The sequence below is a fragment of the Pedobacter sp. Leaf176 genome, from assembly GCF_001424305.1.
In the GTDB taxonomy this organism is placed as follows: Bacteria; Bacteroidota; Bacteroidia; order Sphingobacteriales; family Sphingobacteriaceae; genus Pedobacter.
Window position 1 is genome coordinate 230,223 of the sequence record NZ_LMPD01000004.1, and the last position, 17,601, is coordinate 247,823.

At 37.8% G+C, this 17,601-nt stretch carries 14 protein-coding genes; 12 read left to right on the plus strand and 2 right to left on the minus strand.

Features of this window, described 5'->3' with window-relative positions; all coding sequences use genetic code 11:
- Positions 1–186 precede the first annotated feature (186 nt).
- Positions 187–969 carry a diaminopimelate epimerase gene (dapF, locus tag ASF92_RS13510; RefSeq protein WP_056093905.1) on the minus strand — a complete coding sequence of 261 codons (783 nt, stop codon included), beginning with the start codon at positions 967–969 and terminating at the stop codon, positions 187–189.
- 394 nt (positions 970–1,363) lie between these two features.
- Between dapF and ASF92_RS13515 the strand changes: the two genes are divergently transcribed.
- From ASF92_RS13515 to ASF92_RS13530, 4 genes are all read left to right on the plus strand, one after another.
- The gene (locus ASF92_RS13515; protein ID WP_056093910.1) at positions 1,364–2,914 is read left to right on the plus strand and encodes a trypsin-like peptidase domain-containing protein; all 1,551 of its coding nucleotides are present in this window, start codon (positions 1,364–1,366) and stop codon (positions 2,912–2,914) included.
- A 222-nt stretch (positions 2,915–3,136) separates the two neighbouring features.
- The gene (locus ASF92_RS13520; protein WP_056093915.1) at positions 3,137–3,820 is read left to right on the plus strand and encodes a bifunctional 2-polyprenyl-6-hydroxyphenol methylase/3-demethylubiquinol 3-O-methyltransferase UbiG; all 684 of its coding nucleotides are present in this window, start codon (positions 3,137–3,139) and stop codon (positions 3,818–3,820) included.
- Between the two features lie 155 nt (positions 3,821–3,975).
- Positions 3,976–5,676 (plus strand): glycoside hydrolase family 3 protein, encoded by a 1,701-nt coding sequence (locus tag ASF92_RS13525; protein WP_056093917.1) that lies wholly within the window; start codon positions 3,976–3,978, stop codon positions 5,674–5,676.
- Positions 5,677–5,832: 156 nt separating this feature from the next.
- The gene (locus ASF92_RS13530; RefSeq protein ID WP_056093920.1) at positions 5,833–6,036 is read left to right on the plus strand and encodes a hypothetical protein; all 204 of its coding nucleotides are present in this window, start codon (positions 5,833–5,835) and stop codon (positions 6,034–6,036) included.
- A 73-nt stretch (positions 6,037–6,109) separates the two neighbouring features.
- On the opposite strand, the gene ASF92_RS13535 is transcribed toward ASF92_RS13530, so the two are convergent.
- Positions 6,110–6,643: a thioredoxin family protein gene (locus ASF92_RS13535; RefSeq protein WP_056093923.1), complete on the minus strand. Its 534-nt coding sequence runs from the start codon at positions 6,641–6,643 to the stop codon at positions 6,110–6,112.
- Between the two features lie 108 nt (positions 6,644–6,751).
- Here ASF92_RS13535 and ASF92_RS13540 point away from each other — a divergent pair, with 108 nt between their 5' ends.
- The 8 genes from ASF92_RS13540 to ASF92_RS13575 all read left to right on the plus strand — a co-directional run bounded on the left by ASF92_RS13540 (position 6,752) and on the right by ASF92_RS13575 (position 17,439).
- Complete coding sequence (locus ASF92_RS13540) at positions 6,752–7,408, plus strand: TatD family hydrolase (RefSeq protein ID WP_056093926.1); 657 nt, start codon at positions 6,752–6,754, stop codon at positions 7,406–7,408.
- Between the two features lie 129 nt (positions 7,409–7,537).
- Positions 7,538–8,332, plus strand: a complete 795-nt coding sequence (locus tag ASF92_RS13545; RefSeq protein WP_056093929.1) for a ThiF family adenylyltransferase — start codon at positions 7,538–7,540, stop codon at positions 8,330–8,332.
- Positions 8,333–8,602: 270 nt separating this feature from the next.
- On the plus strand, positions 8,603–11,821 hold the full coding sequence (locus ASF92_RS13550; RefSeq protein ID WP_056093931.1) for an exodeoxyribonuclease V subunit beta: 3,219 nt from the start codon (positions 8,603–8,605) through the stop codon (positions 11,819–11,821).
- 8 nt (positions 11,822–11,829) lie between these two features.
- Positions 11,830–14,694 carry a PD-(D/E)XK nuclease family protein gene (locus ASF92_RS13555; protein WP_056094489.1) on the plus strand — a complete coding sequence of 955 codons (2,865 nt, stop codon included), beginning with the start codon at positions 11,830–11,832 and terminating at the stop codon, positions 14,692–14,694.
- A gap of 275 nt (positions 14,695–14,969) precedes the next feature.
- A complete protein-coding gene (locus ASF92_RS13560; protein ID WP_056093933.1) occupies positions 14,970–15,527 on the plus strand; it encodes a GNAT family N-acetyltransferase in 558 nt (185 codons plus the stop codon).
- 37 nt (positions 15,528–15,564) lie between these two features.
- On the plus strand, positions 15,565–15,768 hold the full coding sequence (locus ASF92_RS13565) for a hypothetical protein (protein ID WP_056093935.1): 204 nt from the start codon (positions 15,565–15,567) through the stop codon (positions 15,766–15,768).
- A 99-nt stretch (positions 15,769–15,867) separates the two neighbouring features.
- A complete protein-coding gene (locus tag ASF92_RS13570) occupies positions 15,868–16,218 on the plus strand; it encodes a hypothetical protein (RefSeq protein WP_197413296.1) in 351 nt (116 codons plus the stop codon).
- A 234-nt stretch (positions 16,219–16,452) separates the two neighbouring features.
- A complete protein-coding gene (locus ASF92_RS13575) occupies positions 16,453–17,439 on the plus strand; it encodes a pyruvate dehydrogenase complex E1 component subunit beta (protein ID WP_056093938.1) in 987 nt (328 codons plus the stop codon).
- Positions 17,440–17,601: the final 162 nt, after the last annotated feature.

Sequence of the window (17,601 nt, forward strand, 5' to 3'; positions counted from 1 at the left end):
AAGTACACAGTTCTACAGGTTGTCTGATAGTTATGCTTTTAATTATAGTATATGTTTGAGCAAAGCCGAGATTCAGGAGATGCCGGCGCAGCTAAATTTTTGTACGCTAGTAATCTGTTTAACAAGATTCTCCTCTAGACGTTGTTCCGGCCGAAGGCGCTGGCTAAAATATGATGTTTAAAAAGCTTAGTCTACTGTTCCTTCGAAAACTAATTTCGCCGGGCCACATAAAAATACATTGGTAAAATTTTCACCGTCATAATCAAATTCTATTTTGATGTCGCCACCTAAAACTTTAATATCTGTATTGATATGGCCAGTTAAATTTTTGTAGTTCGCCATTGCCATAGCGACTGCAGTTACACCAGTTCCACAGGCAAAGGTTTCATCTTCGACACCACGCTCGTAAGTCCGAACAAATAGGTGGTCACCTTTATCCTCAACAAAATTAACATTAATGCCTTTGTCGGCATAGGTAGCATTGTTACGAATGGTTTTGCCAGCTGTATAGACATCGAAAATGTCTAAATTACTTTGTTGTGCAACATAGTGAGGTGAACCGGTGTTTAAAACGTACGCGTCAGCATCTCTTGTTATTGCATCAACATCAATCATTTGGAGATCCACCCAATCGCCGGAAGCTGAAATTCTGGCATAATGGGCGCCATCAACTGCCAAAAAGTTAGTATCATTCCCGATGATGCCCAAGTGCTTTGCAAAAGCAACAATGCACCTGCCTCCGTTTCCGCACATACTGCCAAGTTTGCCATCTGAATTGAAATAATGCATCTCAAAATCATAGTCGTCGTGCCCGGTTAAATACATTAGTCCATCGGCACCAATGCCAAATCTGCGGTCGCAAAGCCGCTCAATCATGCCATTATCGATGTTTTTTAACGGGCTTTTCGTGTGATCTATTAAAATAAAGTCGTTCCCGGCGCCTTGATATTTAAAGAAATTAATTTTCATTTATTCTTCATTATTTAATGCAATATTTGAGTTGCAAATGCGGCTTCAGATTTAATGTTTTTTAATTTAACATTTTTTAACACCGCTTGAAGCGCTTTGGTCATGCAAATATCGTTTATATGGTATTAAATTTGAATAAACTTACAAAAGAAAATTTGAGCAGAAAAAAACTGCCGGAGCATTCTGCTTAAATCAAAATGAATAAATGCTCTTGCGACCTTTACGAACAAATAAACGGATATTATTAAGCAAACAATTAGCTGGCAATAATGCTTTTAATATCAGGGGATTTTAAAAAACAATATATAACACATGAAACCATCAAAAGTAGACAAATGAACAAGGGAATAGCTTTTGATAGCTTCATGACCATTAAAAAACAATATACAAACACATGAAAAAAATATTAGGAATTACCGTGTTAGCTGCTTTTATAGGTGGGGCAGCAGCAATTGGGGGCTACAAACTATTTGAGCGAAACCAAACAGGCAGTACAATTTCAGAGAAACAGAATTTATATTTTGCCAATAATCCACTAAAAGTATCATCGGCAGGAACCGCAGATTTTACACAGGCAGCAGCAGCAGTTGCACCAGGTGTGGTTCACATTAAAACGACTTATGCTGCAAAAAGCGGTGGCGGCAGGGGTTCATCTCCTTTGGATATGTTCGATGATTTCTTTGGCGGGGGCGGTCGTCAGATGCAGCGTCAACCAAGAGCAGCGTCTGGTTCTGGTGTAATTATCAGCCAGGATGGTTACATTGTTACCAATAACCACGTTGTCGAAAATGCAGAAAAAGTAGAAGTGATTTTAACAGATAAGCGTAAAGTTGAAGCTAAAATAATCGGTCGCGATCCGAACACAGATTTAGCGTTGATTAAAGTTAGTGCTACAGGCTTGCCTGTTGTAAAAATGGGTAACTCCGATAATGTTCAGGTTGGTGAATGGGTTTTGGCTGTAGGCTTTCCTTTAGATCTTAATACAACGGTTACCGCAGGTATTGTTAGTGCTAAAAACAGGAGCATTGGAATCATTGGTCGTGAGCAACAAGGCAACGAAATTACAGAGGAAGAATATCGTGAATACCAACGTACAGGTAAAAGACCCGATCGTCCGGCCAATACAAGTATAGAATCATTTATTCAAACTGATGCCGCGATTAATCCGGGTAATAGTGGAGGTGCGTTAGTAAATGCTAACGGGGAATTGGTCGGTATTAATTCTGCGATTGCTTCTCAAAGCGGCTATAACCAGGGTTACGGTTTTGCTATACCAGTTAACTTAGCTCGTAAAATTGTTGATGATTTTATGAAATATGGTACTGTAAAACGTGGTTATATTGGCGTTAATTTTGTGCCGTTAAGTGGTGACGAAAAACCAGAAGGTATAAATACGAAAGAAATCAGTGGATTATATGTTAATGAAGTTGTTCCAGGTGGTGGTGCTGCTGCAGCGGGATTAAAATCAGGCGACGTGATTAAGAAAGTTGATGGTGTTGTAATTAATGATTCACCTGATTTACAAGAGAGAATCGGACGTTTAAACCCTGGAGACAAAGTTAAATTGACAGTCCTAAGAGACGGTTCTTTAAAGGATTACAGTGTTACGCTAAAAGATGAGGCCAGTTTAGGCGCAAATACCAGAACTGCCGCTACAAAAAGCATCGAGGTTTCCAAACTTGGCGCCACGTTCGTTCCGGCTACGCCAGCACAGAAATCTAAATATGGTGTAAGCAGTGGGGTTGTGGTAAGTTCAGTTGTTACAGGTAAGGCATTCGATAATATTGGTGTTGAAAAAGGCTTAATCATTACTAAAGTGAATGGACAACCGGTAAACTCAGTTGCTGATGTTCAAAAAGCATTACCTCAAACCAGAAATAACTTGATTTATATGTCTGGTGTAAGTGAGCAAGGAACATTTAATTTTAGTTTTCCTGCACAGTAATTAATTAAAAAATAAGTTATGCTAAGGGTTCCGATTTTCATCGGAACCCTTTTTACTTTAATCCTATGAATTGGCTCATGATTCACATGTAATGTATTCTGGCATTCAATGCAATTAATCAGCGCACTGATGTTTTCTTTTTTAACAGGATAAAGCACAATATCCACATGCCATATTTCGATTTTCTGTCCTTCCTCTAAGCTTTCTAACTATCTTTGTGCTATGGATGTTTTTGGTAAAGCGTTAACAGATTTCTATAAAACTGGAGTCGCAGGCGTGCTTTTGCTGCACAATTCTTACGATAAGCCCGAAGAAATGCCGATAGATTTTTTCTTTCGCGATGAGGAGGAAATGCCGGTTCTGGAACTTCAGGCTCTGCACATGTGTAAGGGAAAGGTACTGGATGTTGGTGCAGGTGTTGGAAGTCATGCGCTGGTTTTGCAGGCATTTAATGGGGATGTTACGGCAATCGATGTATCGGAAGCTGCGGTTGACATTATGAAAGACAGGGGCATAAAAAAGGCTTTATTACAGGACATTTTTACATATACGGAGAAATTTGATACCGTTTTAATGCTAATGAACGGAATCGGTTTAACCGGCACTTTAACTGTTTTCAAAGACTTTCTTGAAAAGTTAAAAGAACTAATCAATCCCGGTGGACAGGTGCTTTTCGATACATCGGATATTGCTTATCTGTACCATGATTTACCAAAACCTCAGAACCGTTATTATGGCGAGGTTTCTTATCAATACGAATATAAAGGAGAAAAAGGAAATTGGTTTAACTGGTTGTATGTTGATCCGGATACCGTTAAAAAAATGGCCTCAGAGGTGGGTTGGACCTGTGAAATTATTTTTGATGATGAACAAGATCAATATCTTGTGAGGTTAACTTTGGTTTAAAATACCCATCTGCGCATTATTGTGATCCATCTTATCTTTTCATTTCGACTTCGGATGGCTCTTATTTAATTCCATTTGTATTAAATCAATTACTTGGATTGGTTTTTGTTTAATTCGATTATTACTTATTAATTTAGCCGTTACAACAAAACAACGTGAAAAAGAATCTATTCCTGGCCATAATCGCCTGCATTGCTACATTTTCTGCAAGCGCACAAAAACAATCTTATTTAGAAATGTTATCCAATCAGCCTAAATGGGTTGATTCTGTTTTCAAAAAATTAAACCGAAGAGAAAAAATTGCGCAAATGTTTTTCGTTCGGGCACACACGAATTTGGGTAAAAAGTATTCTGACTCTGTTGGGATGGTTATTAAGAAAGAGCAACTTGGGGGGGTTATCTTTTTCCAAGGCGGACCAGGCAGGCAGGCAGCTGTAACCAATGCGTACCAAAAAGTAAGTCGCGTACCTTTAATTGTAGCTAACGATGGCGAATGGGGGCTTGGCATGCGTTTGGACAGCACCATTTCCTATCCTTATCAAATGACTTTAGGCGCCATTCAAAATAAGGATTTAATTTACAGAATGGGTCAAGAAGTAGCTAAAGACTTTAAGCGCATGGGTATGCAAATGAACCTGGCACCTGACGCAGATATAAATAATAATGCTAAGAACCCGGTAATTAACTACCGTTCGTTTGGTGAAAATAAATACAATGTTGCGACAAAGACTGCTGCCTACATGAAAGGCATGCAGGATGGCGGATTGTTAACCACCCTTAAACATTTTCCCGGCCATGGTGATACGGATGTTGATTCGCATTATGATTTACCGCAGCTTACCTTTAGTGCTGCCCGTTTAGATAGTTTGGAAATGTATCCTTTTAAGGAGCTTATTAAACAAGGTGCGTCGGGTATTATGATTGCGCACATGAACATTCCATCGTTAGATAACACACCGAATTTGCCGTCAACTTTGTCAAAGCCAATTGTAACAGGTATTCTGAAGGAGAAGTTAGGCTTTAAGGGCTTGATTATTTCCGATGCAATGGATATGAAAGGTGTTGTGAAATATTTCAAAGATGGTGAGGCTGATTTATTGGGCATAATTGCAGGAAACGACATTTTAGAGCTTTCTGAAAACAGTGACCGTGCGATTCATTTGGTGCGTAAAGCGGTACGTCAGGGTCGTATCGATATTAAATCTATTGATGAAAGTGTGCGTAAAATCTTAACAGCTAAATATTGGGCTGGCCTGAATCGACGGGATACTATTGTTACTCAAGGTGTTGTTGCAGGTGTAAATCGTAATGCAAGCAATGCATTGGTTCAGGAATTAGCGAACGCTTCGGTCACTTTATTAAAAGGCAAAGACTACATTAAAAATATGATTCCGATAAGAAGAACTGCCATTATTAGTATTGGTGTTCCTTCAGTTACACGATTTCAAAAAGAGATTTCTAAAGGTTTTTACAATTCAGTTTATTATGTGTTGGATAAGGATGCAACGGCAACTCAGATTTCAAATATCGCCCGCGAAATCGGCGCTTTTGATCAGGTAATCGTAGGTATTCACGACAGTAGAGCAAGACCTGGAAATAACATTCCTTTAAACGCAGGAGTAAAAAACTTTATTAAGGAGCTATCGGGTAGGAATGCTGTTTTTGCATTATTTGCAAATCCATATAACCTTGCGGGATTACCAGGACTTGAAAATAGTAAAGGCCTGGTTGTTGCTTATCAAAAAGAAGATTATATGCAAGTTTCAGCGGCAGCTGTAATCAATAACCGATTGCTGCCTACGGGGAAATTACCAGTAAGTATTTTACCGAATTTTAAGTTTGGCGAAGGTTTGTAAGGTGTTGTTAAGTTCTATTTAGATTGATAGATTAGCCACAGGTTTGCAGATATAGAATTATAGATAATCTGCGAAATTTGTGGTGATCATTTTTGATAACGTTTTTTTAAAACAATTACCTGCTCTAAAACATTATCTATTTATAAAATTAAAGTTATGATAGACCCAAAAGACGAAGATTATTCGAACGACCCAAACGATGCTTTACGCAGAGAGGACGACACAGAAAATATTAAGGAATTGGATGGCGATGATACCAACATTGAACATGATAAAGATTTGTTGGAGCAAGCCGATGAAGCATCGAGAGCATCATACGAATTGAATGTGGATGATATCAAGGATGATGAAAGCGATTAGATAAAAAAAAGAAAGCCGCAGATTTGCAGATTAATATCTGAAAATCTCCGGCTTTCTGCTTTAAGCTATACGATTATTTGGCTTTGAGCTTATATGTTTCAGGATTAACTGCAGCAACAGTCCAACCTTTTAAAAATGATATTGTTTTCTTCACATCGTGACCAACTTTCTTTTTACCGTTAGCACCAATTTCATCAGTTTCTAAATAGGCGGAATTTTCGATGTGCAACACTTTTCCTTTTCCATCTAAAATCACGAAAACGGGATAACCGAAACGATTAGGGAAACCTAAATATTTCATTGCCTCGTCATTGTGATGATCTTTATCCCAATTCACTAAAACATATTCGTAGTTATCACTAATGGTTTGTTTTAGAACTGCCGTAGTGTCAACCAAATTGTGAAAAGCAATACACCATGTACACCAATTGCCTCCAACCTGAACCAATACATTTTTATTAGCTTTAGCGGCTTTTTCTGTAGCTGCTTTAAGGTCGGACATTGCATTCGCCTCTGGGTTATAAATGCGAACGCCTTCTGTTTTAGCCTGGCTAAATGCTGATGCTGATATAAACATTGCAGCTAATATGGTGAATAATTTTTTCATGCCTTTTATATAATAATACAAAACTAGTAAAGTCGACTAACTTAATAGATTATTGCTAAATTCTTTACAGAAGAAATACATTTTACAAAAGCATATATTTGTGTATTAATGGATTTTTTAGACGTACATACGCATAAAGCAGCACAGCAAAAAGGTGTGGAAAGTATTCAAAGCTTGTCGTTAACGAGCGATATCTTTCTTGCCATGCCGAAAACAAGACCCATTTCCATTGGCTTGCATCCCTGGTATGCCACTTTAGATAAACTGGAAACACAACTAAAGTATTTGAGCGTTTTGGCGAAACAAGCAAATGTTAAGTTAATTGGTGAGTGCGGATTAGATAAGCTGATGGGTGACAACCTTGAAAATCAAATCTCGATTTTAACGAGTCAAATTACACTTGCTGAAGAATTCAGTAAACCATTAATTTTACATTGTGTAAAAGCCTTTTCAGAGCTTATTGAACTAAAAGAAAGGTTGAAAGTCAAAGTGCCAATGATTATACACGGTTTTAACAAAAATGAAGAGTTGGGCAGGCAGTTAATGGCGAAAGGATTTCTGTTATCCTTTGGAGCCGCGATTTTGAAGGAGAATTCTGGTGCAGGAAAGCTGATTCAGCAAAGCGAAAATTTTTTTCTTGAAACCGATGATTCTGAAATTTCAATTAAAGAAATTTATAAGGCAGCAGCCAATTTAAAAAAATGTTCAGTTGATGAATTGAAAGCATGTATTTTTGAAAACTGGAATAATTTGAATTTATTATAACTAACCGCAGATAAATACAAGTTATAGCGTCTATTATTTAAAAATATAAACATAGCCACGGAAGCACAGAAATCACAGAAAATTTTACGAGTCAATCCGTGTTTCCGTGGCAAAAATAAATTAAGCAAAATGTCTGATACGACCTGGCTTTCGCGCTCTGCCTTATTGGTAGGTAATGATGGAATTGATAAATTGCAATCGAAACATGTTTTGGTTATCGGTTTGGGCGGCGTAGGTTCTTTCGCAGCAGAATTTATTTGTCGTTCTGGTGTTGGTGAAATGACTATTGTTGATGGCGATGTTGTCGACCCGACAAACCGTAACCGGCAATTGCCTGCTTTAGCTACAAACCATGGCGTAAGTAAGGCAGATATTATGGAAGATCGTTTACTTGCTATTAATCCCGACCTGAAACTTCACGCGGTAAAAAGCTTTCTTACACCCGAAAAGTGCAGGGAAATTTTAGAGTTGAAATTCGATTACATTATGGATTGCATCGACAGTGTAATGCCGAAAATTACCTTGCTTTCTACGGCATTGGAAAAAAATATCCCTATTGTAAGTTCAATGGGCGCGGGAGGTAAAATGGATCCAACAAGATTAAGGATTACGATGCTTCCCGATACTTATCAATGTGTTTTTGCCAGTTACATACGCAAGCGGTTGAATAAACTTGTTGGTGCTGATAAAATTAAAGCCGTCTTTTCTACTGAAGAAATGGATAAAAACTCCATGATTATGACAGACGGTAGCAACTTCAAACGCTCAGCTTATGGTACAGTTTCCTATTTGCCAGCGGCTTTTGGCGGTGCTTGTGCGTCGGTCGTAATTCGAGATTTGCTTGGCTTGCCTATTGAAATGGCTGAAAGGCCAGCGAGGATCAGTCATAAGACTTTGGCGAAGAAGAAAAAGAAAAGTTTTTAGCCAATTATTTCCGTTTAAGTCCGTGAGGACACCAACCAATGCTTGCGGTTCATCTGATTGTTGATATCGTGATTTCTGAAAAATTTTAAATTGTTGTAATTTAGATTTTGTGAAAAACCACCCCGCCCTGCGGGCACCCGTCTAAATGAAGTGAATCGCAAATCGCCTTGAAACAAATGACAAATAAAGATTAGCACGTTTCTGCACTCAACAATTCCTTCCGATTAAATCGGTAGGCGCCCGCAGGGCGGGGTGTTTAAAAAAAATAATATGCCGCAACCCGTAAAAATTCTTCAAGCCTCCGCCGGTTCCGGTAAAACGTTCAGTCTGACTGCACATTACCTTACATTGCTGTTTTCCGGCGAAAATAAATACAGAGAAATTTTAGCTGTTACCTTTACGAATAAGGCAACAGAGGAAATGAAATCCAGAATTTTAGAGGTGCTTGTTGGCTTAGCTCAAGGCAATCCCTCAAAGAAAATCGACGATTACCGCAAGTTGATCTTAAAAGCTTATCCGCAGCTAAGTTCTCCCGAACTTCAGGTTAAGGCTGATAAAATCTATCGTAAAATTCTTCACGATTACAGTAGGTTTTCGGTAAGTACCATCGATGGTTTCGTTCAGAAAGTAATCCGCGGTTTTGCCTTTGAACTTGGACTAAATGCGGATTATAATTTAGAAATGAACTATGATAAGGTTAAAGATGATTTGGTAAACAAACTCGACGAAGCTTTAAACGATAATAAACAGCTTCTACAATGGATTATCGACTTGGCCATCGAGCGGATTAGCGATAACAAAAGCTGGAATTATAAGATTGAACTCTATAACCTGATTGGAGAAATTTTCTCCGAACGCTTTCAGATTTTTGAAGCTGCCGTTGAAGAGCTGGGATTAGAAAACATCGATGAACTTTTCAAGAAATACATTAGCGTAACGAAAGATGAAATTAAAAATTTCGAGCGTAAAATTATACAGCTGGCAACCGATGCACATGAAGCGCTTGAGGTTTTAGGTGTAGAACATGACCAGCTGAAGGGAAAGTCGAGAAGTCCGCTTACAAAGCTGATTATAGTAGCACGAGGTGATTTTTCTAAAATAGAACCTATTTTCAAACTCATTGACGATCCTGAAGAGTGGTTCCAAAAGAATGTCAGTGTTCCTGAAGTTTATGATACGGTGAATCCAATTTTGCAAAAGCTTAAAACGCATTATTTAACGCATTTGCCAAACTATCAGCTGGCTATTGCTTTCAATAAAAACCTCTATTATCTACGTTTGATGCAGGAAATTGCTGTATTATTGAAGGAATATCGGGCAGAGAATGAAAATCTTTTAATCAGCGATGCGCAAAAATTAATCTCAGGAATTACAGAAGATGCAGGCGACAATCCTTCGTTTATCTGGGAAAAAGTCGGCAATCGCTACCGCAACTTTTTGTTTGATGAATTCCAGGACACATCCACCAGTCAATGGGGAAGTTTTAAATCGCTTTTAACTAATGCGATTGCAACACCGAGTTTGGATCTAACTGACCATTTAATTGTTGGTGATACCAAACAATCCATTTACCGCTGGCGAAATGGCGACTGGAACATCTTGCATAAACATGCCAAACTCGATGTAGGCACACATAATGTTATTGAAGAAAGTTTAGAAGAAAATTATCGCAGTGCCGAAAACATCATTACATTTAACAATTTTCTTTACCGCTCCATTCCATTAACCCTGCAGAATGAACTCAACCAAAATCTGGAAAGCAAACCAGAAAATATTTCTTCGTGGTGGAGCGTTGAAAACTACAATTCTATTATCACCGACATTTATGCGGGCTCTACACAGAACTTCGCCACCAATACCTTAAAAGGTGGAACAATAAAGATTAAAAAATTTGGTAAAGAGCAAGCTCCCGACGAGCCTCGCTTTACCGAAACCATTTTTAGGGATATCTCTTTAGATGATATTATAAAGGAGATTTTTCTTTTAAAGAACAAGCAAAAGTATGCCTTAAAAGACATTGCAATATTGGTTCGTTCCAATAGTGAGGCAATGCTCACGGTTCAAAAACTGATGGAGCAAAAATTGCCTGTACTGTCGGGAGATGCCTTGTTGATTTCCAATAATACCGCTGTTCAACTTGTTATCAATACTTTAAAAACCTTAATTGGTTTAGATGCACAAACGGCATTATACAAAGCCAATTGCATTGCGCTTTATCATTCTCTACATGAAAAAGAAGCCAATGCAAATCACTATTTAAACCTCAACAATGTTTCTTTAAGTGCTTTGAGTAGCGTTTTGCCGCCATCGCTTTGCGAAAACTGGCAATCGTGGTTACAACTTCCGCTGGCAGAATTAGTTGAGATCTTGCTTGAGGCTTACGACTTGAAAAATCTGAGCCAGCACCTGCCCTATTTGCTTGCCTTTAGAGATTTAGCGGCTAACGCCGGAAAACTTGGCGAAAAAGGAATTATCTCTTTCTTAACCTGGTGGGATGAAGATGGCGTTAAAAAGTCATTGCCATCTCCAGAGGGTGCAGATGCAATTCAGATTATTACTATCCACAAATCAAAAGGTTTGGCATTTAGGGCCGTTTTTATTCCTTTTTGCAATTGGGAAGTGAAAGGCAAAACGAATTCCACATTCTGGGTTTCATCTGAAGATACGGTTTATAAAGAACTTCGCGGCATACCCCTAAAATACAATGAGGCGCTGGCAGATTCTTCCATCGCGAAAGCCTATTATGAAGAATTACTTTATAACAATATGGATGCTCTGAACATGCTTTATGTTGCTACAACGCGGTCGAAAGACTATCTCTACATCGCTACAATGGCAAAAAAAGAGCTTAAACTTTCGAATATGGGTGATGTTATCAACCTCACTTTTGATGAGCAGTTTGATGAAAATGGTGTTTATGAAATTGTGGACTATGTGGCGACTGAAAACAAACATGATGAGGCGAATTTCATCAAGTTAAAAAGTTACCCAACCACTACGCGGCTATCCGAACTTTATGTTTCATCAGAAGAAAAGCATTTGAAACATCTGGTGAACATCGAAAAATCGGGAAGGAAAGGCTCATTATTACACGATATTTTAGCCAGTGCTACCACCAAGAAAAGTGCTGTAGATTATACGAGCAACCTTGTTTTACATGGAATAATTAAAGAGGAAGAAAAACAAAAATTAATTGATTCTGCCTTGGAAGTGTTAAACCATCCGGAGTTGAAGGCCATTTTGAACAATGCATCCGAAAGCATTACCGAGAAAAATATTATCGATGCGAATGGCAAACTTCACCGGCCAGACCGCGTATTAATTGATGCTGATGAAGTTATCATTCTTGATTACAAGTTTACGTTGGAAGAGAGCGACAGCCACATTAAACAGGTAGATTCTTACCGGGCTTTGCTCGGAGAAATGGGCTATCAGAATATTAAAGCCTATCTTTTTTATGCGGTTAAGGGCAAGCTGAAATTAGTATAAACATGCAGATGAAACCATTTTTACAAGACGTTGCAGAAGATTTAGTTGCCAGATTTGGGAACCAGCTTGAAAACTGTGCTATAGTTTTTAACAACAAAAGACCGGCTGCATATTTACAAAAATATTTCGCTGATATTATCGGAAAGCCATTTTTCAGTCCGTCATTTTTCACAATTCAGGAGTTTTTTGCATGCTCTACAAGTTACAAAATTGCCGATTTTTACCTGCAGTTTTTCACGCTCCATAGAATATACAACCAACTTTTAGCAGAAGAAAAACTGGAAACCATTTCAAGCCATAAGTTTTTCCCTTTAGCCAAAATCATTTTAAGTGATTTTAATCAAATTGATGCTGATTTAGTTGATGCCGAGAAGCTTTACCGAGATTTGGAAGACATTTCAGTTATCAACCAGGATTTCGATTATTTAAGTCCTGAACAGTACCAGTTTCTCTCCCAATTCTGGACGTCCTACTCGGAGGGAAAACATAAAAAGCAACAGGAGTTATTCATAAAAATGTGGCGTAGAATGCCAAAACTCTACAATGAATTTCATGCTACACTTAAAGACGAGGGTTATTTAACCAATGGTTCGGTTTATCGCCACCTTGCAGGAGACATTACCAGTCACCAGGAATTTATTTCAAATTTTGATAAAGGCAAAATTATTTTTGTAGGGTTTAATGCCTTGAGCAGTGCTGAAGCAAAGATATTTACGCAATTGCAGGAGGCGGAAAAAGCGCTATTTTACTTTGATGCAGATAGTTATTATTTGGATGATGTATCGCAAGAGGCTGGTTTGTTCCTGAGAAAAAACTTAACTGTCCTCGGCCTCAGAAATGAGTTTGCAGAACGTGTTAGTCTGATGAAAACGGAGCAGCGTGAGGTTAATGTATTTAAGGTTCAGGGGCAGTCGGCGCAGGCCAAAATTCTAAATAATATTTTAGAAGAAGATTATACAAATGCGGAAACGGTAGGTAAAACTGTAGTGGTTTTAGCAGATGAAAGCCTATTGATTCCAACGCTTCAAACCATCCCGGCAAGCTACAACGATTCAGTTATTGACCTTAACGTAACAATGGGTTTTGCTTTATCTACGTCGAGTATTTTTGGTTTGGTCGATCTTTGGTTAACCAGTCAGCTGGAGATTTTGCATGCCAGTAAAGTGACCTATAAAAATGTTGAGGCTTTTTTAACACACCCGTTAACAGGCCTAACGCAAAGAATGCGTGATAAAATCCTGACTGCTTTGCTCGAAGAAAATCAGGTTGAAATTGACCATAAGCGGTTGTTGAGACAAAGTGGTTTATTTGAAGTTTTCTACAAAAAAATCGAAAATCCTCAGTCTGTTGTAAGCAATTTGCTGAACGTTTTAGATTTCGTTTTAACAAGATTATCAAACGCAAAGACGCTAAAGAAAATTGATGCCGAACTATTTGTAAAAACCATTCAGGAACTGAACCGCTTACATGATACTTTCAACAATCATATCGGAAAGGAAGAAATTCCTTTTGTGATTTATTTGGTGCAGAAATCACTACAGGCAATTGCAGTTCCACTTTCCGGCGATCCGCTAAATGGAATACAGGTAATGGGATTACTCGAAACCAGGAATTTGAACTTTGATAAGGTTGTGATTTTGGGTTTTAATGAAGGAATCATTCCGAAATCGTCTATAGGGAACAGTTTTATTCCCGATTCGATTCGCCGGGTTTATGGTTTGCCAGTATTAGAAAATCTTGATGCGATTTCTTCATACATGGTTTATCGCCTAATACAACGGGCAAAAAATATCAACTTTGTTTATAATAGTTTAACGGACGAATCTACTTCGGGCGAAGCCAGCCGCATTTTGAAGCAATTGGAATATGAAAGTGGTTTCAACTTTACTTATAATGAACTTAGCCTGGAGGTAAAAACAGAACAGTTTAAAGAAGTCCAAATTGAGAAAACGGGAAACGATTTTATCCAGGGAAAACTAAAGCGCTATTTGGATAAAACGAAATCGCTATCTCCATCAGCGTTGACACAATATATTTCCAATCCGATTGATTTTTTCTTCAACTATATTGCCGAAATAAAAGAGCCAAAAGAAATTAGTGCAGTTGTCGAGGCAAATGAAATTGGTTCCATTTTGCACAAAGTGATGGAATATTTTTATGCAGATTTGCGAAAAGCAGAAATTACGGAAGAACGGATTGCTGCGCAGCGTAAAAAAGTACCTCAATTAATTCAAAAAGCTTTTAACGCGGTAATGTTTAAGCATCCCGATTTGGTGATGGAATATAAAGGCATGCAAAAGGTAATTCTTGCTATTGTCGATGCTTATGTGAATATCATTCTTAATCAGGATGTTTCGCAAACGCCTTTTATGATTATCAGCCTGGAACAAAAAATTGAAGCTGAAGTGAGTTTTCCGCTCAATGGGAAAGAGGAAAGCATTAAAATCTTCGGATATATTGATAGAGTTGATGTTAAGGACGGCGTTACTAAGATCATCGATTATAAAACAGGCAGTGATAAACTGGCTTTCAAAGATGTTGATTCGCTATTTAATTCGGATGGAAAACACATTAATAAAGCACTGATTCAAACTTTACTTTACACTTATGCTTACGAACAATTTGCTGGCAAAACTTGTGTGGAACCAAATCTATACATAGTAAAAACCATGAACGATCCAACCTTTGGAGGTGTTTGGTTTAAATCTAACCGGCAGATTTTGAGAGGTGATTTCCTTGAAGAAATTAAACCTTTGTTCCTAGCCAGGTTAAAAGAAAAACTTACTGAACTTTTCGGGTCATCGCATTTCAAAGCCAGCGAAATCCCCGATAACTACAAGTATTCGATTTATAAAACGCTATTTGGTAAGTAGGATTTAACCGCAAAGAAAAAGAAGAAAAAGCGCAGAGAACACAGAGAATGGCGCCGGGGAAACACAGAGTTAGTTTGCAAAACTAAATCCCTATTCTTTTCTCAGTGGAGAACTCTGCGTACGCTGGGGTAAAACAACAGACTTTAAGCTGAACAATAGATCGCTGAAACATTAAACCTCATTTCTCTCTGTGAAAACCTTTGTGCACTCAGTGGTAAACTTTATTTCTTTGCGAAAACTTTGCGTCCTTTGCGGTTAATCTCCTAAATTTAAAAATGCTTACCCTCAACTTCACCAACTTTCCAATACTCGAAACTGAACTATTAATTCTTCGCGAGCACGCGCTTTCTGATGCCGAAACTTTATTTGCCATACGGACCAACGAAGTGGTAATGAAATACATAGACCGCGAACGACCAAAGGATTTATTAGAGATTAAAACGTTCATTACCACATTTAATGAGGGTTTCGAAAACGGCGATAACTTAGCCTGGGTAATCGCATTGAAAGAAAACCCAAACCAAATGATTGGCTCCATTGGTTACTGGAGAACCGATTTCGCTAACCACCGAGCAGAAATTGGATATATGCTACATCCTGATTATTGGCGAAAAGGCATTATTTCTGAAGCCCTTAAACGAACTATAGATTTCGGTTTTGAAGATATGAATCTGCATACAATTAAAGCAAACATCAATATAGAAAATAATGCTTCAAGGCAAATGCTCATTAAACCTGGTTTTGTTAAAGAAGCACATTTCAAACAGGATTTTTATTTCAGAGGGCAGTTTTTGGATAGTGAAATTTATGGATTGTTAAATCCGAATCATTAAATATCTAGCCACCAAAAAATATTTTTTACATTTGACTATGTATCGTTTAGACAGAACAGCATTTAAAGCCCAAACTACAGAAGAAGCCTCAAAATCTCATGCCGAATATTACCGTACTTTAACCTGGCAAGAACGTTTGCGAATTGCAAACTATTTAAACAGTATTGCTTACAATTTTCCTGAAGATAATCCACCACGTATGGATAAAACAAAGTTTAGTGTTAGGGCAAGGAATAAGTAACGGGGAATATTTTTAATGAAGATTTTCGAGATTTTATTGATGCTTTAAATAAAGCTGAAGTTAAGTACATATTAGTTGGTGGTTTTTCAGTAACTCTTCATGGCTATTCGAGAACAACGGGGTGATATGGATATTTGGGTTGAAAGAAATTCAGAAAATTATCAGAAAATTAAGCTCGCCTTTTTAAATTTTGGAATGCCTGTTTTCTATATGACAGAAGAAAATTTCCTAAGTCATAAAAATTGGGATGTATTTACTTTTGGTATTCCCCCATCAGCAATTGATTTAATGTTAGCTGTTAAGGGTTTAGATTTTGACGCCAGCTACAAGAATGCGATTCTATTTGAAGAAGATGGCTTATTTATCAGAACAATACATAAAGATGACCTAATAAAGGCGAGAAAGTCTGCAGGTAGGTCAAAAGACTTCAACGACTTAGAGAATTTATAATCATCCATTTTGGTGGAGATATTTCGTAAAAACAATAAAATCTGATACAAAAACAAGTTTACTTAAAGCCTTGCGAAATAAAATTTCATGTATCCCAAAATTGCAGAAAACTAAGTAATTTAAAACCTACAAAGAACTTCAATATCAACCATAATTATTACAAAATACAAGCCTGATTCCCTTTGGTTTGGTAGCGATTAATAATTATATTTGCCACCGTTATTAAAATTTACAATGAGAGAAATCCAATTTAGAGAAGCACTACGCGAAGCCATGCAAGAAGAAATGCGTAAAGATGATCGCGTTTTTTTATTAGGTGAAGAGGTAGCAGAATATAACGGAGCTTACAAAGTGAGTCAAGGTATGCTTGAGGAATTTGGAGCGAAGCGCATAATTGATACACCAATTGCAGAGTTGGGTTTCGCGGGTATCGCAACCGGTGCTGCAACAGCAGGTCTTATTCCAATTGTGGAATTCATGACCTTCAACTTCTCATTAGTGGCTATCGACCAGATTATTAATGGTGCCGCCAAAATTTTATCAATGAGTGGTGGTCAGTTCTCTTGCCCTATGGTTTTCCGGGGCCCGACAGGAAATGCTGGTCAGTTAGGGGCACAACACTCTCAAAACTTTGAAAACTGGTATGCGAATACACCGGGTTTAAAAGTTGTTGTTCCAGCTACACCTTATGATGCTAAGGGTTTATTAAAACAAGCTATTATTGACCCGGATCCAGTTATTTTTATGGAGTCTGAAGTTATGTACGGTGATAAAGGAGATGTTCCTGCAGAAGAATACTACATCGAAATTGGTAAAGCAAAAGTAACCAAAGAAGGTACCGATGTAACCATTGTAACTTTCGGTAAAATGTTGTCACGTGTGGTAAATCCGGCCGTAGAGGAATTAACTAAAGAAGGTATTAATGTGGAGGTTATCGATTTACGAACCGTTCGCCCTATTGATTATGCAACGATTATCGAATCGGTTAAAAAAACAAATCGTTTAGTTGTTGTTGAAGAAGCATGGCCTTTGGCATCACTTTCCGGTGAAATTGCATTTATGGTTCAAAAACAAGCATTTGATTATTTAGATGCACCAGTTTTACGCATCACTTGTGCTGATGTGCCACTTCCATACTCACCAACTTTAATTGCAGCCAGCTTACCAAATGCGGAAAAAGTTGTTAAAGCGGTTAAAGAAGTTATGTACGTTAAAAAGTAATTCTCTTTCTAAGCACAGCGAAGACTAAGATATATAAATCCTCCAAGTAATTTTGGGGGATTTTTTTGGTTCAAGCGGTATAAAATAATCTATAGCTGAAGGGAATTATCTGATAATCAATCTAATTCTACCTCTGGAAGATACCGTAATTATACAGATAAT